At 65.0% G+C, this 19084-nt stretch carries 20 protein-coding genes and 2 tRNA genes; 7 read left to right on the top strand and 15 right to left on the bottom strand.

Features of this window, described 5'->3' with window-relative positions; genetic code table 11:
- The first annotated feature begins 6 nt into the window (after nt 1–6).
- Nucleotides 7–1782: a sensor histidine kinase gene (locus tag GGQ91_RS23695; protein ID WP_182592974.1), complete on the top strand. Its 1776-nt coding sequence runs from the start codon at nt 7–9 to the stop codon at nt 1780–1782.
- A 228-nt stretch (nt 1783–2010) separates the two neighbouring features.
- Here the strand turns inward: GGQ91_RS23695 and GGQ91_RS23700 are convergent, their stop codons facing one another.
- The 3 genes from GGQ91_RS23700 to GGQ91_RS23710 form a co-directional block, all read right to left on the bottom strand.
- The gene (locus GGQ91_RS23700; RefSeq protein WP_043356297.1) at nt 2011–2400 is read right to left on the bottom strand and encodes a phage holin family protein; all 390 of its coding nucleotides are present in this window, start codon (nt 2398–2400) and stop codon (nt 2011–2013) included.
- A gap of 79 nt (nt 2401–2479) precedes the next feature.
- Complete coding sequence (locus tag GGQ91_RS23705; protein WP_182592975.1) at nt 2480–2902, bottom strand: RNA polymerase sigma factor region1.1 domain-containing protein; 423 nt, start codon at nt 2900–2902, stop codon at nt 2480–2482.
- Nucleotides 2903–2984: 82 nt separating this feature from the next.
- Nucleotides 2985–4079 (bottom strand): acyltransferase family protein, encoded by a 1095-nt coding sequence (locus tag GGQ91_RS23710; RefSeq protein ID WP_043382429.1) that lies wholly within the window; start codon nt 4077–4079, stop codon nt 2985–2987.
- An 810-nt stretch (nt 4080–4889) separates the two neighbouring features.
- Here GGQ91_RS23710 and GGQ91_RS23715 point away from each other — a divergent pair.
- From GGQ91_RS23715 to GGQ91_RS23730, 4 genes are all read left to right on the top strand, one after another.
- Nucleotides 4890–5669 carry a hypothetical protein gene (locus tag GGQ91_RS23715; protein ID WP_182592976.1) on the top strand — a complete coding sequence of 260 codons (780 nt, stop codon included), beginning with the start codon at nt 4890–4892 and terminating at the stop codon, nt 5667–5669.
- Between the two features lie 70 nt (nt 5670–5739).
- A tRNA-Arg gene (locus tag GGQ91_RS23720) sits at nt 5740–5816 on the top strand.
- A 359-nt stretch (nt 5817–6175) separates the two neighbouring features.
- Nucleotides 6176–6673: a hypothetical protein gene (locus GGQ91_RS23725; protein WP_182592977.1), complete on the top strand. Its 498-nt coding sequence runs from the start codon at nt 6176–6178 to the stop codon at nt 6671–6673.
- Between the two features lie 33 nt (nt 6674–6706).
- Entirely contained in the window at nt 6707–6868 is a 162-nt protein-coding gene (locus GGQ91_RS23730) for a hypothetical protein (protein ID WP_182592978.1), read from the top strand.
- Nucleotides 6869–7277: 409 nt separating this feature from the next.
- Here GGQ91_RS23730 and GGQ91_RS23735 read toward each other — a convergent pair whose 3' ends face one another.
- The 5 genes from GGQ91_RS23735 to GGQ91_RS23755 form a co-directional block, all read right to left on the bottom strand.
- Complete coding sequence (locus GGQ91_RS23735; RefSeq protein ID WP_182592979.1) at nt 7278–7673, bottom strand: hypothetical protein; 396 nt, start codon at nt 7671–7673, stop codon at nt 7278–7280.
- Entirely contained in the window at nt 7670–7888 is a 219-nt protein-coding gene (locus GGQ91_RS23740) for a hypothetical protein (RefSeq protein WP_182592980.1), read from the bottom strand. The genes GGQ91_RS23735 and GGQ91_RS23740 overlap by 4 nt, the downstream gene beginning before the upstream one ends.
- A gap of 572 nt (nt 7889–8460) precedes the next feature.
- Entirely contained in the window at nt 8461–9324 is an 864-nt protein-coding gene (locus GGQ91_RS23745; protein ID WP_182592981.1) for a hypothetical protein, read from the bottom strand.
- On the bottom strand, nt 9321–9521 hold the full coding sequence (locus GGQ91_RS23750) for a helix-turn-helix transcriptional regulator (protein WP_182592982.1): 201 nt from the start codon (nt 9519–9521) through the stop codon (nt 9321–9323). Before GGQ91_RS23750 ends, GGQ91_RS23745 begins: the two co-directional genes overlap by 4 nt.
- Before the next feature lie 185 nt (nt 9522–9706).
- Nucleotides 9707–10147, bottom strand: coding sequence for a hypothetical protein (locus tag GGQ91_RS23755; protein ID WP_182592983.1), 441 nt, complete (start codon nt 10145–10147; stop codon nt 9707–9709).
- A gap of 100 nt (nt 10148–10247) precedes the next feature.
- Here GGQ91_RS23755 and GGQ91_RS23760 point away from each other — a divergent pair, with 100 nt between their 5' ends.
- On the top strand, nt 10248–11324 hold the full coding sequence (locus GGQ91_RS23760; protein ID WP_182592984.1) for a hypothetical protein: 1077 nt from the start codon (nt 10248–10250) through the stop codon (nt 11322–11324).
- A gap of 109 nt (nt 11325–11433) precedes the next feature.
- Here the strand turns inward: GGQ91_RS23760 and GGQ91_RS23765 are convergent, their stop codons facing one another.
- From GGQ91_RS23765 to GGQ91_RS23795, 7 genes are all read right to left on the bottom strand, one after another.
- Nucleotides 11434–12000, bottom strand: a complete 567-nt coding sequence (locus GGQ91_RS23765; protein WP_182592985.1) for a hypothetical protein — start codon at nt 11998–12000, stop codon at nt 11434–11436.
- A 12-nt stretch (nt 12001–12012) separates the two neighbouring features.
- Nucleotides 12013–14688 carry a bifunctional DNA primase/polymerase gene (locus GGQ91_RS23770; protein WP_182592986.1) on the bottom strand — a complete coding sequence of 892 codons (2676 nt, stop codon included), beginning with the start codon at nt 14686–14688 and terminating at the stop codon, nt 12013–12015.
- A gap of 8 nt (nt 14689–14696) precedes the next feature.
- A complete protein-coding gene (locus GGQ91_RS23775; RefSeq protein WP_182592987.1) occupies nt 14697–15209 on the bottom strand; it encodes a hypothetical protein in 513 nt (170 codons plus the stop codon).
- 417 nt (nt 15210–15626) lie between these two features.
- The gene (locus GGQ91_RS23780; protein ID WP_182592988.1) at nt 15627–15788 is read right to left on the bottom strand and encodes a hypothetical protein; all 162 of its coding nucleotides are present in this window, start codon (nt 15786–15788) and stop codon (nt 15627–15629) included.
- 192 nt (nt 15789–15980) lie between these two features.
- Nucleotides 15981–16205 carry a hypothetical protein gene (locus GGQ91_RS23785; RefSeq protein WP_182592989.1) on the bottom strand — a complete coding sequence of 75 codons (225 nt, stop codon included), beginning with the start codon at nt 16203–16205 and terminating at the stop codon, nt 15981–15983.
- Nucleotides 16206–16309: 104 nt separating this feature from the next.
- Nucleotides 16310–16783: a hypothetical protein gene (locus GGQ91_RS23790; protein ID WP_182592990.1), complete on the bottom strand. Its 474-nt coding sequence runs from the start codon at nt 16781–16783 to the stop codon at nt 16310–16312.
- On the bottom strand, nt 16776–18089 hold the full coding sequence (locus GGQ91_RS23795) for a tyrosine-type recombinase/integrase (protein ID WP_182592991.1): 1314 nt from the start codon (nt 18087–18089) through the stop codon (nt 16776–16778). Before GGQ91_RS23795 ends, GGQ91_RS23790 begins: the two co-directional genes overlap by 8 nt.
- A 125-nt stretch (nt 18090–18214) precedes the next feature.
- On the opposite strand from GGQ91_RS23795, the gene GGQ91_RS23800 reads away from it, so the two are divergent.
- Nucleotides 18215–18285 (top strand) — tRNA-Arg (locus GGQ91_RS23800).
- Nucleotides 18286–19084 lie beyond the last annotated feature (799 nt).

A 19084-nucleotide genomic window follows, 5' to 3' on the forward strand; every position in this document is an offset into this window, starting at 1 on the left:
CCGCCGATGCCGCTCCGCGTCCCACGCCCCGCCGCGCCGCCGCCGTCGCCGTCGCCGCCGCCGCCGCCGTCGCTGCCTCTCTCGCTGCCTCTGTCGCTGACGACCCGCATCCTGCTGCTCGTCCTGCTCGCCCTCGCCCCGGCGCTGGCGATCCAGGGCTACAACGAGGTCGCCCTGCGGGCGAGCCGCGACGCGGCCGTGCGGGCCGAGGCCCGCGCCATCGCGCGGGACGTCGCGGAGGATTTCGCGCAGATTTCCGAGCGGATGCAGCAGGCCCTCGACCTGATCTCCGGGGATGCCTCCGTGCAGACCCGCGACCCGGCGGCCTGCACCGCCTACCTGCGGCGCGCCGCCGCCCGGCTGCCGCACGTGCTGCTGATCGCCCTCACCGATCCCGAAGGCGCCGTGCTCTGCGACAGTGCCGGCTCCCCGGCGGGTTCCTACACGAGCCGCGACCGCGCCTATCACCGCCGCGCCCTGGAGACGGGCGGCTACGCGGTGGGCGGCTACGCGGTCGGCCTGCAGACGCGGCGGCCCTCGATCCACTTTGCCCGGGCCGTCCATGCCGGCGACGCGACGGCGGCCCCCACCGGCGTCCTCCTCGCCGCCGTCGACCTCGACTGGCTCTCCGATCATCTGGAACAGACGCTCCATCAAGCGGAGACGGCGATCACCGTCACGGACCGCGACGGCCTGATCATCGCCCGCCGTCCGGACGAGGCCGCCTGGATCGGCAAGCCGATCCCGCCCGACCAGCGCGCCATGCGGGAGATCCAGGGCAGCGAAGTCCGCGTCGCCGAGGGGCTCGACGGCCGCCTGCGGATCATCGCGGCCGCAACGCCGGACGGCCCGCTGGCGGGGGTGCGCGTCGTGGTCGGGCGCGACCATGCCGCCGCCTTCGCGGATATCGACGCCGCCACGCGCCGCGGGCTGGTGCTGATCGCCCTCGGGGCGGCGCTGGCGCTGGCCGCCGCCCTCGTGGCCGGGCGGCTCTTCATCCGCCGTCCGGTCGAGCGGCTCCTGCACATCGCGGCGGCTTGGCAGGCCGGTGATCTCGCCGCCCGCACCGGCCTGCGCGGCGCCACGGAGTTCGAACGCCTCGGCAGCAAGCTCGACGCCATGGCCGGCACCCTCCAACGCAGCACCGCCGCGCTGCACGCGGAGATCCAGAACGGGCGCGCCCTGCAGGCGCAGCAGGGCACGATGCTGCATGAACTGAACCACCGGGTGAAGAACACCCTGGCGACCGTCCAGGCCCTCGCCCGCCAGTCCCGCGGCTCAGCGGACGTCCTGGAGGCGCGGATCCTGGCCCTGTCGAAGACCCACGACCTCCTGACCCGCGAGGACTGGAGCGGTGCGTCCCTCCGCGAGGTGCTGGAGAACGAACTCAGCCCCTACCGGACCGGCGGCGACCAGATCCGCCTGGACGGTCCGGACGTCTCGCTGAGCCCCCGCGAGGTGCTCGCGCTCGGCATGACCATCCACGAACTGACCACCAATGCCGCCAAGTACGGCGCCCTCTCGGTCCGCGAGGGCCGCGTCCGGGTGACGTGGTCGCTCGCGCCGGGCGCGCGACATCTGCGGTTCCGCTGGGAGGAGAGCGGTGGGCCACCGGTGCAGCCGCCGACCCGGGTCGGCTTCGGGACGCGGCTGATCGCCGGCGGCGTGCGGCGCGAGCTCGCCGGCACGGTCGATCTCGCCTTCGAGCCCCAAGGCCTCCAGTGCCGGATCGACGTGCCGCTGGATCCGGGGCTCGGCACGATGCTGGCACCGACGGGCTAGAGCCCACGGGGTTCAGCAAGATTGTCCCGATGCGACAGGGCGTTGAGGCGACATTCTGATTGATCGGTTCAGCACATCCGGATCAGCCGGGCGCGATGGGCCGGCTCGCTTTGACAGGATGCGGAACGACGAAGCAGTCCCTCTGCCGACGAAGCGCTGGGCCGCTCGCGTCACGCGTGAACGGACGGGCATAGTCGCCTGACGGAAAAAGACCTTTCGGTCCCGGGATCAGGTGCCGATGCGTGTAACCTCCCGGACGTCCCGTTTCACCTGCCGCCATGTCCGCCAGGGTTCCAGGTTCGAGAGCGCCATCCGGCGCACGCCCATCCAGCCGAGGCCGAGCGCGACGGCCAGGAACGGCGCGGCGACGAGCAGCGCGGCCGGCGCCTCGGCACCGAACGGCACCGCCAGCAGCTTCACCACGGCGTCGAGGCCGAGGAAGAAGGTGACGATCAGGAGCACCGGGATCGTGCCGATGATGGCGACCAGCGATACGATCGCCCGGATGTTGCCGTCGATCTCCGTCCGCGCCAGCGTCAGCAGCGCCTCCACGTGCGCGGTCCCCTCGCGCAAGGCCGCGATCAGCAGGGCGAGGGTTCCGTCCGGGGTCTGACGCATGGATACGATGGTCCTCGGGGCCGTTTCCGGCCGTCCCGGGCCAACGGGGCCGCGGGCCGAAGCGTTCCGCCCCCGACGCTCACAGCATCAGGAGCACCGCGCCGAGGATCAGCACGGTTGCGAGGCCGGCCAGGATGACCGCCCGGCTGGCATCGGCCCGGTCGTCCCGGATCGGCTCCGGCGGGGCCGCCGCAGCGGATCCGGGCGCCGCGAAGGCGGCGGCGCCGTATCCTGCCTCTGTGGCCCGGTCCGGCGGCGTGCCGGGCTCGGGTGCCGGGAGTTCCACCGCGGTCGAGACCGGCCGGTTCGCCGGGGGGCCGACGGCCTCGGGCTCGACGCTCACGCCCGCCGCCTCCAGCTCCAGCATCACCAGAACCAGGGCATCGACATCCATGCGCTCGACGGGCAGCGCGGTGCGCAGATCGTCGGCCGTGATGGCGCCCCGGCTTCGGCCGAGGGCGATCAGCCGGTCGAGCGTGCCGCGATCCAGACCCTGCGTCATGCCCCGCCCTCCGCGTCCGCGACCCGATGGTCTATCGGGAACGCGCCCGGGCGGCCCCGGTTACCCGGCGGCGCGTCCGGCGCTAGGCGCTGAGCGCCGGACGCGCCGCCGGGATGGGGCCGGGCTCGGGGCTTGCGGCGGCGCCCGTTCCCGCGCGGAACCGGAGCATCGGCCGTTCGATCAGAAACCAGCTCAGCAGGCCGAGGGGCATGGCGGCCCCGAGCGCCAGGGCCGCGACCGCCCAGGGAGAAATGCCGGGGATCCGGGCGATCAGCAGGTTCTGCAGCGGCCAGGCGTAGAGGTAGAGCCCGTAGGACGGATCGATCTGGGCGGTGGCGCGGCTGAGGGCATTGGGACGCACCGCGAAGGCGAACCAGAAGATCAGATACCCGCCGAGGAGCGCGAAGGCCGGCTCGGCCAATGGCCGGCTGAACAGGAGCGGCACCAGCAGCAAGGCGGCGAGGCCGGCGCCGCGGCGCGTGTAGGCGATCCGGTCGGCGAAGAGCCGGAAGGCACCGCCGCAGCAGAACACGAAGGTGAGGCGGATCATCTCCGACAGGGAGCCGAGGGCATCCCCCGGATGCCCGATGGGCAAGTAGAGCCAGCGCAGGGCGAGGAGGATGCCGAGACCCGTGAGGAGACCGAGATAGCGCCCGCGCCGGCGCAGGGCGCGGGCAGTGCCGACGAGGCCGAGCAGCAGGTAGCAGCCGAACTCGCAGGGGATCGTCCACATCGATCCGTTGAGCAGCGGATAGGGCAGCCCGGCGAAGGTGCCGGGAACCACCGGCATGAGGAGCAGCGACAGCCGCGCCAGGGCCTCCAGCGGCGAGGCCGCCGCGAGGTCGCCGCCGCCCAGGGGCGCGACCACGGCGATGCAGAGCAGGGACGCCACCACGAAGGCCGGGTAGATCCGCAGCGCCCGCCGCATCAGGTAATCCGCGAAGGAGCGCTTGGCGCGGTAGCTCGCGGTGATCAGGTAGCCGCTCACGAGAAAGAACCCGTCGACGGCGATCTCCCCGAGGGACAGGGTGCCGAAGGCCTGCGTCAGCAACTCGCGCGACCGGTTCCCGTCCACGAGTTCGGGGGCGTGGGCCAGGATCACGAGGGTCGCGAACAGGAGGCGCAGGGACCCGAAATTGTTCGCCCGCGGATCCCGGCCGCCCGTCACCTCCGCCACCGCTGTTCGCTCCCGACCCCTCTGCCCGGTGTTCAGGGGTCAAGAAGCGGCGCGCGAAGGCAAGGACGCCGGCGCCACACCGGATGGGGATCGGGCGGCGCCGCGCGATGGGACGGGCGCCGTTGCACGGGCGACGCAGTCGGATCAGGGCATGGCCATGGCCCGGGCCCGCAGCTCAGCCGGACAGCGCGTCGCCCTCCGAAGCTGGAGGGGCCGACCCTCCAAGGTGCTGAGGGCTGCGATAGAATTCAGTCTCTGAGCCGATCGCCGAACTGCCGGTCATCGCGTGTGGCGCGCCCGCGGCGCCGTTGGGCCTCATCGGGCAACTCGCCGCGACCGCCTTCCGCAGCGGGCAAGCCGCGTCTGAAAGCCGCGTCCGTCGGGCCGGCACGATCGACGTGCGCCTTCAACGGCACTGTTCCTCCCTACACCACCCCAAGTGCCGCGCGAGATCCAGCCTGTCGGGCTCGTGTCGGTATCGGTACCTCCGCTGCCGCGCGGGTGACGTCCTGGACGATCCGGCGTGCCGACGCGGGTGTGCCTTCTGTCGCCACCCGCATGGTCGTCCCGAGCGCCGCGCACGCCCGCGAGCTATCGTCGACCACGACGCGGATGCCGGAAGCGCCATCCCTCGTCGCGCGTGTCGGGGGCGACGTCGCGGCTCCAGCGCGCGCCGCGCCTCCGTACCGACCGTTGCTCGTCCTGATCGAGGTGGAACAGCGTCTTGCGGTCGAGAGGCCGCCCCGTCGACCTCGGCCCAGCCCTCGTCCCCAACCCTGATCCCCAACCCTCCGTGCCCTCGTCGGATCCGTGGACCGCAAATCCGACATCGGTCTGGCTGTAGGCGAAGGTCGGGGACGCAACGCTTTCGAAACGAAACGCGCTCCCGACAACCGGCCGGTCGAAGGCGCTGAAGGCGGGCTCATCGTGATCGCGATCGTCGTGGTCCCCGGTGCCGGTTTCGGTGATGCGCCACGTGCCGCGCAGCCTGTCGTGGGCGCCGCTCCTGCGAGGACCGCATCCCGAATTCCGCGGCCGACTCCGACCACGGGGCCAACGCCCAGCCGCGAAGAGATCCGCGCCTGCGGCCGCCCGATCCGCGCCGCGATCCAGGCTGTCCTCGCCGAAGCCGTGAAGCCGTGCGAGAAGCCGGATCTCGACCGGGCCGCCAAGCACCGCGACCGGACCGATCAGGAGCCGCTCGACGACGAAGCGACCTTCGCCAGGCTCCGTGACGGCGCGCTGTTCGAGCCCAACAGGCGCGGGCGCCGCGTCATCTTTGACGCTGGCCCGTTCTACGCAGGCTTCGGCATCGTCGTGCAACCTGATGCAGAGGCCCCCTCCTTCTGGACGGCCGCTATCTTTCGTGGGCAGCCGCTCCCGGTCCGGCATTCCCGCGCCGCTGCTCTCTGCGGCGACGCGATCCCCGGGGCGACCCTCCCCGTCTCGATCGGGACGGGAGCGTTGTTGATCGCGCTCGCCCGTCGCCTGCGGCGGCGCACGCGCGGCGCGCCATGCGCCGGCTGCCCTGGCTCAACTCCGGTCAACCCGCTCCGGCGCGCGCCCGCGACGTCCCCGTCGAGGCGATGAGAGGCAGAGCGCGATCGTATCGGCGCCGTTGCGCTCCTCGCGCGCTTGGGCTAGGAAATCGCCACGGCCTGCACCCGTAGCTCAGCTGGATAGAGCGTTGCCCTCCGAAGGCAAAGGTCACACGTTCGAATCGTGTCGGGTGCGCCAAATTTCTCAATGACTTAGCCGAAAAGCGGCGGTCCGCTGATCGCTTCGGGTAGCACCGGGGTAGCACGCGGATTGAAAGCCGGATCTCGCGGCGGTCATTTCCGGTAAGCTCGTTCTAAACGCTTGGCTTGTTGGTTAGGGCTTTTGCGGCATTGCGAGGATCCCGAGGAGGCAAGCCAATGCCCCTCGCTGCTCACCCGCAGCATCACAAATTGCATAGGGTGGAGCTTTTTAAGGTTCAGGTTGATTGGGCATAGGGGAGGAAGTATGCCTCCCCTTTCCTCGTAACGGCTCTGACGTGTCGCTGCCGAGCGCGTAAAGGGCTGCCGATATCACCCCATTCAGGTCAGGGAAAAATCGTGGCCTTCGTTTGCACGGTCGATCGCGAAAAGGGGATGGGTACGTTTTTTACCCGCGGAGAGGCGTTCGCCGTCCTTATACCCATTGGCTATGATGACGATTTTGACGTCGATAAATCCTATAACCTACTGCTCGCTTTCGACCCCATGCCGACCGGTGAATTGGATTTCACATTCATCATCGTGGAGCACGATGGCGAAACCGACACTGAGTACCCTTATTGGTCAGCGCGGGATGTGAGCCATTTCATCGGCCGCGACGATCGAGCGCTCATTATGAGCACCCTTTTGGGCGCGCTGCGTCACATGCTCGACTCGCATAAGCCCTCTTTCGTGCATATGTGCACTCACGAAGCCGACGCCCCCGAAAAAGCAGACGAAAAATTCATCCGCATTGCGGATCTTTTCGAACGCTGCGGATACGTGGTAAGGGTTGCTGACCCGTACCACGGGCGGCGGATTTGGTGGATGGAACGATCCGTTCCGGATGCTAATTGAGCCCCATAAGAAATGTCTCTCCGGAGAATGCCCATGAACCGCGATCGTCAGATTGAGCTTTTGGTTGCAGCGCCCGTGCGCACCAATGAGCACGCGGTGGCTTGGATTGCTGACGAGGCCGTGAAGCGTGCAATCCGCATGAACCATGAGTTCATGCGGGATCTGAAGCACCCTCCTCGGAAGCGGGCGGTGTAAAAGCCCCGGCATCGTAGCGTCACGGAAACCCCGCTTCGGCGGGGTTTTTCATTTTGCAACCAGTTGCACGCGCTGAACCGGATAGTGGCCCTGGGGGATAGGTGGACTTTCCTCAACTTGTAGGATACCCTTGGACCCGAAATGGGACATTTCGGGTCCAAGGGTATCCTGCGAACATCGCCGGGCATTTTCTGCTAAGTTATTGTTATCTATAGATTTTTCATGGGATTTTAATCTGCTGGACGGTCCTGATCCTGTGCGATCCGCTCGACTTCGAGGATTGCGCGAGCCGTTAGCACGTCCTGAAATGCCTCGACCAACATGCCGGTTCTGATCGCTTCACTCGCCTAGGCAGATGCGCTGACGGGGTTCGCGAGTGCGATGATCGCGTGAGCGCAAGCCCGATCGGCTACGACGGCGGCGACGCAACGGGCTCGGGATGGTCGACAGCAGGAGCGGCAGGAACCTCGCGCTCGTCCTGAGCCGGCTCTGCGGCCGTGCGGCCCTCATACTTGTCGGCAACGCGCACGAGCATCCGCAGGGCGTTTAGGTGCGAGGTCGTGTCGGCCGCCGAGCCCGTATCAAATGCCGGGGTACCGTCAGCCTCGAAGAGCTTCCACTTCGAGCGGGGGCCGCTCGGCTTTAGGTCGATAGCGTAGGCGAGCAGCCGGTCGCCGCGGGTCGCACGAATGGCTTGACCGAGCGGGGTGAACGTCGTCGTGATTGGGGGCCTGCTCAATTCCAGATACCTTCTGAGACGCCGGATGACGATGCAACCCAAAAGCGTGAGAAAGTCGAGCCTCATACTCTCAGGACGAGCTCCGTGATCGTCAGGCCGACCGGTTTCGCAACGAGGAAGAGCAGGCCCGTCTCGATCGCGCGAAGGGCAACGAGCGGGAACGCGAGCACGGCCTTGCCGAAGCCGAGGATCGAGGCGCCAATCGCCCCCAGGACGGCCCGAGAGCCGCTGGAAGCGTCGAGAGCGACAGTACCCGCCGTCGTCCTGCCAACCTGCCCCACGGCCTTCTAAATGACGGCTAAACGTATGCGGCGTTCACGGACTCGCCTAGGCGAGTGCCGGCCAAGCTCGCTGGGAAGTTAGTTCTACCGTCCCCGTGCGATCCGCCCAGCGCTGAGGATCGCCTGAGCGGCCGTCTCAGCCGGGTCGACGACCGGGACCGGCTTCGTGGCGGGTTGACGGAGCGAGGGGAACACGGGCTCTCGAAGGTCAATCTTCTCGGCCAACTCCAAGAGAAGCCCCATCCCGGATTGCCGCGGCGCGGGCCGAGGCTTGGGGATCAATGGAGCAGTCGCTTTCGGCGTCGGCTTCGGAGCGGCGACCGGCTTCACCGCGGCGGCCTTACCTGCGACCCGTGCCGCCTCGACCTCCCGAAGTAGGTCGCTTCGAACGACAGCCCGAAGCGCGTCGACGCTCACGGGCGGCGGAAGGCCTTCCCTGGCCCGATCGTCGCACGCCTTCTGAAGGCGGCGCTCGACCTCGATCCTGATCTCGCTATCAAACATCTCTCGCTTTCCTAACTCTCGAACCCGCGCCGCTGCTCATGCTCGGCGCGGGTTGCGGCCGGTGTCGACTACCGCTCGGTCTCGCGCCGCGGATCGTCGTGGGGGGACGGCCCGAGCGCCGAAACGGGTGCGACCTTCCGGGGCCGAGTGCGATCGACGTAGCCGTGCGGCTCGAACCTCTCGACGGGCTTGCTCGGCGGCCAGTAGTCGGCTTCGCCGAAGCGCAGTCCCGGCAGGCACGAAATCGTCTTGAGAACCGACGGGCGGCTATCGACCCGCCGCGGTTCGATCCTAACGCCCTCGTGCGCCGGAACGGGCTTCCCATCTTCCCAGCGGATCGAGCCGCGAGGCGCATCCTTCACATCACCCCAAATGGTGCCGAGAAGCGCGCCTTCCGGGTTCGGCCAGGACGCGCGCCAGTGCTGCGGACCGGCCAGGAAGGGTTGAAGGGTCGGGAGGTCGATCGTCTCGCCCAGGTCACGGGCGCGATTGCGCAAGCCGTCGGCGGCCTCGGCGTAGGCCGACAGATCCGACAAGACCGATGCCAGCGCCGTGGCGAGGTCGGGGTACTCGGCGTCGAGCCGGGCCTTCGCCTGCTCGCCCTGACGGACCGCAGCGGCCACGTCGGCGCGGAACTCCGCAAGGCGCTCCGACTGAAGGGCCTCGGCGTGAGCGGCACGAAGCTCGCGGATCGCATGATTGGCGACCTGGACTTCGGCACGCGCAAGCGCAGTGGCCGCCTCGGCGGCGACGATGCCGGGCGCGTCGAGAGCGTCGAGGGCCGCCTTGTGCTTCGATCCGGAGGCGTCGACCCGAGCCTGAGCAGCGGCACGGGCGGCCTTCTGAGCCTCGATCTTGGCGGCAATCTCGGCCGACGCGACCGGCGGCGCGGTGCGAGCCCGGCCGGGGAAGAGCTTGTCGAAGATGTTCACGCGACACCCCCGACGGTGCGAGCCTTCAGGTACTTCACGAGTTCGACGTTCGGATAGAGCGCCTTGCGGGGAGAAAAGCGCACTACGGCCGGTCCTTCACCCTTCCGCTCCATCTCGCGCAACGTCGTGACGCTGACGCCGAGCAGTTCGGCGACTTCGGCACGGTTGCAAAAATCTTTGGGATTGACTTCGGCCATGATGAACCTTCTCGGCTGTAATTAGCGACAGGCTCCATTTGACCGCGCTTAACTGCGCTTGTCGGGGCTGTTCGAATCGCCCCTCCAAACGAAAAAAGGCGAGCGACCGAAGTCGCCCGCCAAGTCACTGAGGAAGGATCATAGTATGCCGCCCCCGCATCCGAGTCGCGGGGCCGATCGCGTCGCTATCCGGCGGCCCCCGAAGCGGTCGGCGCCTCATCCGACTGCCTAATCGCTTTCAAGTGATGCTCGCGGTAAGCGACTTGGGCGGTCAGCCGGATCGCCTCAGGCATTGTGAGGTCAAGCCGTTCGGCGATCGGTCGAAGCGCCTCAACGATCTCCGGCGGTAGGGCGCGTTCGGTCGGAAGAGGAACGAACTCGAACTTCAGATGCCCGAGCACAGCTTCGATCGAGTCGAGGTTTGGACGGTTCTTATGGCGCCAAGCCTTGATCGTCGGGCGGTTCACCCCCGACCCGGCCTCGACGGCGTCATAGGTCTGACCCTGGCGACGCATCTCGGCAAAGACGAGCTTCACATGCGGGCCGACCCGCTCGGGGATTGTCACCGTCGAGGGGCGCCGCTTCTTCGGCTTGATGGAGCGGCTGAAGGTTGGGGAAGAAGGCATGCGGCGATTTTAGTGATCGCCACCAGATCGAGGGAGATTGATCCGGTAGCACTCTACGTGCATGAGCGTTATCGAACGGTCTACAGGATTAGGGCGGGACATGGCTGAGGCTGGGTACAAGGAAGTGCAAAAGCGTCCCTCGCGCCTAATACGCTTCTCTGCCTTATTAATAGTTTCCGGGATCATATCCGGCGCGTCCGGACTGATAGTTCAGTATTTCAATCTGAGTATTTCCAAATCTAGCGCATTTGACCAATACTCAACTATATCTAATATCACAATTGCAGCACTTCTATTTGGCGTCGCCCTGTTTTTGCTCGGCATGCTCGCTTTCTCGGCCGCATATTTAAATGTATTTTCGTCGGAGGACAAGAATAATCCTGACGAATTAAACGAATTAATACTGGCTCTTCAAAGTCAGTTCGCTGAATTGGATTCCAAGGTCGCCGATATTGCTTCCAAAAACACGGATAAACAGATACTGGGGAATTATGAGAGAATATTCAAGACCGAATTTAAAGACAAATTTGATCAAAAATTTGGTAGATCTGCAAGTGAAATAATTAAAGACGCTTCATTGAAAGAGTACACGCCCCAGATTTATAAAGAAAAATCTTTTGGAAACTTGATGAATATGTCTGAAAATCACATCGGCGGACTACAGCGCCAAATTCAGTCACAGCTTAGGACGGCCAACTTCAACGTCTGGGCCGGATTGGCTTTTTCGATATTCGGGCTTATTGTTATGGGTTATATTGTATTTGAATTTAATACTGTGCGAGATTCTTTATCTGATTGGACGCAATTCTTGTTTGCGTTCATCCCAAAATTTACGTTTGTGCTCTTGTTCGAAAGCATATCATTCTTCTTCTTTAGAGCTTATCGCGAAGATAGGGCAATGGTTAGGTATTTGCGGAATGAGGCTACTAATATGGAGGAAAAAGCTCTGGGAATAATGGCATCCGCTCTCTTCGGAACTCCAGAATCAACTGCGACGAGTGTGACCGCACTCTTGGCGACAGAGCGCAATTTTATTGTAAAGAAAGGTGAAAAAACAATCATCGAGTCTATGCAGGGGAATAATCCTGTATTGTTCGAAACGCTGATCAATCAAATATTGAACCGGCTCAGCGTTGGTCAGAACTTGCGAGGCGGATCGCAGGCTGAGTCAAAATAAGCTAAAGAAATTTTGTATGTCTAGCGAGGAGGGGCGGTTGTGCGTCACCCGCTTGGGGTGCCCCCGTGGAGGGACCCAAGCGCATAGCAGCGCATTTCATCGCGTTCAGTCATGCTTTGGGCGCTGATCCGCTGACTTCGCTCTCGCACGCGCTCGCCGCGGCAAACATGGCGGCCCAAGCGTGGATCCGCTCACCGACAAGGCGTCCGACGCGCTCGAAAGAAGGCCGCACCCAAGCACCGCCAGCCCGCTTCGCCGTGATCCGCTCGATCGGCCCGAGCCCGCGTTCGCTCAACCAACGCTTTAACGAGTTCGGCCCTCTCGGCCCGTTCGGCAGAGCAACGATCTCAGTCGGCGCATAACGGCCCGCTCGCTTGACCTCGACGAGGCTGACGCTCACCCCAAGGTCTATATAGAAGTCTATATTAGACCCAAGGGTGAGCCTCACAGCTTCCGACATATTCTGAGCCGCTTTGGCGCTCGGCGCGAGGTCGGGGAACGCCGCCTGAATATCGGACGCGGCGGTCAGCACGACACCTTCAGCCGCCATGTCAGCCCATGCGCCGAGACGAACGGCTCTCCATTCCTCGACCCGATCAACCGTAACCGGCAGGGGCACGTCTGACACGATATCGAGGAAGAATGCCTCGTCGGGACCGCGGCGCAGCGGACGCAAGCGGCCGATCGCCTAAATCAACTGCCCCTCGCAGATCTGCCAACGCAAAGCCTCGACCGTCGGATCGGAATGGCGGTAGGGCTCGACCGGATAGCTCGACCCATCTCTGAGCCTGATTGCGCCGGGGACGCGCGCATACCAGCGGCGCTCACCCGGCTTCGGCATAGTATCGGCAGCCTCGACGGGGACGCCCGTCAGCGAGCCCGCGTCGGCCTCCATGGCGAAGATGGGCGGCATGGCCTGCCCGATTACGATCATCCCGGCGACCGCTTCCATGTCGTTCCGCCCCGACAGACCGTTGAAGTGGCCCATCACGACGTTCGCCGGCAGGCCCATACCGGTGAGACGTTCTTCCACCGCCGCTTGCGCCACGATCGCGATATCCCGAGGGTACGCCAGCGCCGCTCGGAGCACGATCAGACGCCGAAGGTCGTCGAAGGTGCGCGCATTGCCCTCGCCTTTTCCGGTCAGCCCGAGCTTCGTCGACGAGACGGGCGCGCCAACGATCTGACGCACGAAACGGTACGGGCTCCACTCGGCGGCGATTGACGCGATCTCGTCGACTTCGAGGCCAAGCACCGGCTCGATCACGCTCGGCGGGGGCGCGGTCGCGTCGAGGATCAGGGTCGGCGCCCGCCAAGAGGCATGTACGGTCGTGAGCGGCCGTAGCTCGATCATCCGAGCCCCGGACTCAGGATCGCGGGCCAGCCGTATCCGACCGCTCTTCGGCGTCTCACCGTCGAGAAACGCGGCAATTTCGTCCCATAAAACTATGAGGTCGCGCGCAAGCTTATTGCTCGCCCCGGTCTCGGCGGCTCTACGCTTGCGCTCCCGAGGCTCCATCAGTGGCGTAATGCCCGGATCGGCGTACCGGGCCTGCTCGAAGCCGCGGGCCGAGGCGGCGGCGTCAGCGGTCAGGCCAGCCGCCACCAAAGCCGCACGACACAGCGGCCCGTCTTCCGAGGCTCGTGCCGCGCGGATCAGCGCCTCCCGCCAAGCCTTCATCTTCGATGCGTTCTCAGGCCCGGCGAGAACGCCCGCACTCTCGATCTCGTCGAGGGCGCGCGAGACGGGTTTCTGAGGAATGCCGCCCGACACGAACGCCTCGTCGATCACGAGCGCGTCGACCCGTCCGATCGCCGCGGGAAGCGGCAGGAAGAGCATCGCATGCGTCACGATCCAAGCCTGAGGCATCGCCTCGCGCTGGCGCATGTACCCGCAAGTCTCGAAGTGAGGGCAGCGCACGAGGCGCCGGGCTTCCGCGTCGCGCTGCTCGCACACGGTCTCGGCAATGCTCCACGCGCCGGCCTGGCGGGCATCGGCGACAGCACTGAGATTGAGACACATCGGACTACCCGGCGCCTCAGGATCGAGCCGTTCCCGGCCGCGCCATACGTGAGCAATGATGCCTTGCCGCGCGAGCCGGGCTGCGATTTCGTCGCCGAGGTCCACACGCGGCACCGCGAAGACAACGCTCAGGCCGGCGCGGATCGCGCGGGCGGCGGCAGTAACGGCGGCGTCGGTCTTGCCGACCCCAGCCTCGATCCTGAAGATCCGCCCCCGCGGCACCGGCTGAAGGAGCGCGCCGCCGCCATTGAAGATCGCGAGCGCGTTCCGGTACTCGGGCGCGTAGCGCTCGAAGAACCCGTCGACCCCCGCGCGGACTGCGGCTTCCGCATCGGCAAGCGGGCAAGCCTCATTGGGGTAGGTCGGCGCCGCCATCTCGCGATTCACCGGAAGCTTCACCTTCCGTTGCTTCACTCGAACGAGTGCGGCACGGGCCTTCGCTTCGGCTTCCGCCTTCGTCCATTCCCGGCCCTCGACGGTGGTCCGAGCGGTCGCTAGGAAGTTGGCCCAAGCGGCATCGGTCAGAGCTTCGAGGGTCAGCGGCTCGCCCCGCTTAGCGAAGCCGCACGCGGCCCGCCACACCAAATTCGTAAGGTGCGCCTCGCGACCGTCGACAACGAAGCCTTCGGCGTCCCGCACGACCTCGGCCGATCCGCCGCCTTCGGTGCGCTTGCGGCTTGAGCCGGATGCGGAAAGGGGCAGGACGCCGTCTACAAGGCTCCGGAAGGCCGCGACTTGCTCGGCCGTAATCTCGGGCGCCTCGCCAGGCAAGGCCGTCAGCGGGCTTTCTGCGCCGATCCAGCGGTACGGGCGCAGGGTCTTCGGGTGAATGCCGAAGGCGACAAACTGTGAGCCGACGGCCTGAATGTCGATCCCGTCGCCAGCCCCGTTCAGCGCCTTATGCGCTTCTTTCGGCATAGCCTCGTACGCGCGGTATACAAGAAGGCGACGGGGAGCCCGCCCCTCGCGGATGAACGGCGTCGGCCCGAAAACTTCGAACGCCATGCCCTGGATCTCGTCGACAAGCACCGGGTCGGATACGTCGATATCAACACCGATGACGGAGCCGCATGGGATTCCAGTCCCTTGCGCGTCGGGGTGCTGACGCGCCCAAGACTCGATCGCGTTGCGTTGCGTCTTGGCGAACTCGTCAAGTTCGTCTTCTGAGCGATAGACGGCGAACATGTCCCACGACTTGATCGCGGGACGTTTGCCGTCGGACTTGTGCTTGCCGTCGTGGGGCGTGATCGGGATCGACGCCCAACCGTGCTCGCGCATGCGGGAACGGACTTCGAGCGCAGTCAGCCGGTCTACACCGGAGCGCGGGGGCTCGGAGATCATGACGGCTCTCAGCGAGCCGCGGGGGAGCTAACAACGGTCTTGGCCGCGGCGGGCGCGAGCCGACCGAGGTAGGCCTTCAGATGCTTCAAAGCGACCCGCGGAGGCAGGCCCATGACCCTGATCGGATATTCAATGATAGCGATCGGAAGGTCGCCGTAGGGGCCGATCCGCGGGTCGCCGCTTTCGATCAAATCTTCAGCTTCTTCGAACGCTCGATCTACAGGCCGGGTGCCGATCTTCGACAAGCCCGCATAAGAAACCGTGACACGAAATCCGGACCGGAAGACGATCGTGATGCAATGCATGTCATCGAGGTCACTTTGCTCGTGAACCGTCCGTGCGTCGACGTGGCGCCATTCGCGGATGCGGTAAGCGATGCGGTCATCCTGATCGAAGAGATCAGCGTCGTCGGGCTCGTGAGGTCTGATCGGAGACCGCGGAAAGGGAGGATCGTTTTGATCGCCTTCGCCGTCGGTAACCACGAACAGGGCTTGCGACGTAGTCTTGAACTTGATGCCCATTTTAACACCGGAAGTTAGACTAAGCTCTGATCGAAAAGCCCTGACGCGCCAACGTCGGGGCTTTTTGCTGCTCACTATGCTTTTGCGGACCGCGGCGTCCCCTCAAGGTATGCGCGCCAATCGTTCTCGTGGACGCTCGTCGAGCGACCGACCTTTCGAGCAATGAGCCGTCCCGCCGCGATGTCGGCGAAAAGCTTCGTTCTGCCGAACGGGCCGCGGTTCACGAGATCTTTGATGCGAAGAACAGTCATTCGAGCCTAATTCGTCCGACTTCGATCGAGTTAGTTCACCCGACGGTACATATTTACGTCAATGGGCCCAAAATTAATTTTCGGGCGGCTAAATAAACAAAAAGCCGGGCAACAAGGCCGCCCGGTTTTTGGCTTCGTGCGTTCGCGCGTCGGGCGATGCCGGCTCTCAAGCGACCTCGGGCGGCGAGACGACCGCGGCCTGTGCCGCCAGGGCGCGAAGTGCCTTCGCGGCGAGGGCCGCGTCCGTCGGACCGAGCGTAACGCCGTCGGTCTCACCCGCCTCTTCGAGAACCTCGGCTAGAGCGGCAGCGTATTGAGATTCGGACATAGCTTCTCCATGGCGCAGATATGCGCGATCGAATGTTTCCGATATTAAGTTTGCGTCACGAACCAAATTATTCCGACGCCAGCGATTTATGTGCAACTTTTAATGAAACTTCGATGGCAATTATCGACGGATAATGCCAGTTATATCTGACGCATCGGTTTTTTACGACGGGAAAGGCGGATCGGATATAGATCATGAAATCTCGGACGTGCTCGCGATCTTCTCCGAGATACGGGACTGCGCCCATGCGTCGAGGTCGTCGGCGGTATAGACCGGGAAGCGCCCGAGCTTGCGATACAGCGGCCCGCCGCCGTGGCATGCGAGCTTCGCCAAAGTCGCCGCCGTTCCGACCCCATATCGCGCCTTCAGGTATGCGGCGGCATCGCTTCGGCGAAGGAGGCTTTCGTTGGCCGTCATATCCAGTCATCCCCGGTAAGGCGCCGCGGTGGCGCCGGATGACCGTCTATTTCTCACATGTCGCACGACATGTGCGATTTTGTTGGTCCGAGATATTCGGAGAATTACGGCTCGTCGGTCCAGGCATACCGACGGGCTTGCTCTTCAGCCTCTTCGAACTCGGCGATAGCCTTCTCGATCGTGCTTCGCTTAATCCCGGCCTTCGTACCTGCCGCTTCTAAGGCGCGTTGCCGACTCATGCCGCCGTCGACGAGGTCGCGAAAATGCCGAACCGCCTCGAAATGTTGCCCCGGCCCCGCTGGCGGCTTGCCGCGGTGACGACGTGAGAGGGCCTTAACCTGAAGCTCGCTTCCTGAGTGCTCGTCGAAAATGTCTGCGAGCCAGCTTCGAACCTCGCGCGGCAGGGGTGCGTCCCCCCGAAGAACTTCGACCAGGATGCTGAAGTTTTGCTCCGAGCCCGGCCCGATGCCCTCGATCCCCCACGCCGGCTTTCCGTCGATCATGGGGGCTGAGAAGGTGCTTTGGCGACCCTCGATCGTGGCGATGAAGCCGGCCCAGTTCGGCGGAAGTTCAGCCATCGTTTGACTCGCGGGCTACGGTCTGAGCGCCCATCGCTGCGGCGATAGCTTCTGAGATCGCGTCAGAAGCCCGCCTGAGCGGGTCGTCGGCGAAGTGGCTGTATCGGGCCGTCGTGGCCGTCGAACGGTGCCCTAGTAATTTACCGACGATTGTGAGGCCCATGCCCGACGCCGCTCCCTTCGACGCGTACGAATGCCGGAGATCATGAAGCCTGACTCCGTCCAAATCGGCGTGCGCGGTGATGCGAGACCATGGCTTCTTCAGGTCCGACCGGGGCCGGTCAGGATTAGCGCCCGCGATCACGTATCTGCCGGTGCGGGGTATACTCCCAAGCACGGCGACGGCCGCGGCACCGATCATGATGCGTTTGGCGCCAGTCTTCGAATCGGGAAGGTGAAGAAGGCCATTTTCTAGGTCGACTTCGGTCCATCGGAGCCCGAGAATTTCACCGAGGCGACAGCCGGTCAGCATCAGCAGGCGGATCGCCGCGACCGCGAACGGCGAAATAACTTCGCGCTGATGCTCGGCGTTCACCGGCCGGTGTTTTTCGGCCTTGCCCTCGTTGAACTGCCACGGAAGCCCGACCGTCTCGGCCTCGCGCAGGGTCTCGCCGAGCCGCTTCAGTTCGGGTTCCGATAGGAACCTCTCGCCCTTCCTGTCGTCGTAGAGTTTCACGCCCTGCCGAGGATTGGCGGCGATGTATTTCCGCTTCACCGCATAGGTGAAGATGCCGCCGAGAAGCCGAGCGGTTCGCGTGGCGGTCCCCTTGCCGCCCGTGACACGAGCCCGACCTTGCTTGCCGGTCTTCACGTCGACCGCGGTCTTCCCGTTCGCCACGTCCTTCACGAACCGCTCGATATCAGCGCTCGTAACCTCGCTTAGGCGTTTTCGTCCAAGAAGCGGCTTGATATGGCGCTCGATCCGGCCGCGGTCGGTCACGAGCGTGCTCGCCTTCTTCGTCTCGACGCCTTCGATCAGGTACTCGTCGCATAGCTGAGCGACCGTCATCTCGGCCCGCTGACGGGTACGCGCCTCGGCCACGTCTTCCCCAAGCTCGGCCTTCGCGAGGATCTCGGTTGCGGCTTTCCGAGCTTCCTCGACCGTGACCTTCCCGAACGCCCCGATCGTGACTTTCCGCACGGCCGCGTTCCGGCCGCCGACACGATAGAAGGCGATGAAGGATTTCGAGCCCGACGGCCGCACGCGGCAACCGAAGCCCGGAAGCTTGGCGCACCAAACGACATAGTCCGTGGGCCTGACCTCAAGCCCTTCGACGACCGACTTCGTGAGCTTCCGATCCGCCAACGCCTAAGCCTCCGGGTAGCACCGGGGTAGCACGGCGGGGGTAATTCGCCGCCATTCGCCCGAACCTGAGGCAACGGTCTTAGGTCTTAAGGCATTGTTGCGTCAACGTTAATATAACTGGGGTAGCACGGGGAAAACCTATTCCCCTGCCCTCCGAAGGCAAAGGTCACACGTTCGAATCGTGTCGGGTGCGCCAACAAATCTCCTCGGAAAAACAAGGCCTTAGCGCCTTGGCTTGAGCGCCAGACAAGCTCCTCAGCAGCAGCCGGTCCCAAATTGGCCCCGGCTGTGAGGATATCGGATGCCCGCCGTCCGCAAGCGGAACGGCAAAGGGCAGGCGCAGGTCCGCAGGACCGGGCATCCGTCGCGTGCTCGAAGCCAGCCTGGAGGGATGGACCCGACTCCGGCGGAGAGGGCTATCCGCGGCCCCGGCGCGTTTGGGCGCCACCGGGTGCGAAACGATGCATCCCAAAGGTAAGGGTGGTCCACACAGGCCGATTGTGGATACGGGTCCATCGAAGGGCTGCCGAGGGGCAGCCGGTCGGATCGGCCTTCGGCTTGCTGGAGGTCCGGCACGGGATCCAGTGGCAACCGTTGACGGCGGCGTCCGGCGACTGCGCAGCCGAGGCCGATTCCACGAGAGCGAAGAGAGCAGCAGCGACGAGGGTGTGGCGCCGACTTCACGGGTGGGAGCGCACCCCTCAAGGTGTCGAGATGGCTTGGTTGGATCACTCGCCCGAACGGCGCGTTGAATGAGATGATCGCTCAGCCCTCGCCGTCTTCGGACCCCGCCCGCCTCGCCCTCACGGAGTCAGCGCTCGCGGCGGCGGACGGTCTGTGGCGTGCCGAGATGCTTCGGAATTACGGGCCTGATGGAGTTCTGTCATACGCCTATGCCCCGGAGGGCCAGGGCGGGCTCGGGACGCTGCTCCGGCGAACCTATGAGGCGCGGCGCATCGCAATCGCCCTGTGGCGGCAGGAGCGGCGCCGGGGCT

This window comes from Methylobacterium fujisawaense, from assembly GCF_014138435.1.
Taxonomy (GTDB): Bacteria; Pseudomonadota; Alphaproteobacteria; order Rhizobiales; family Beijerinckiaceae; genus Methylobacterium; species Methylobacterium fujisawaense.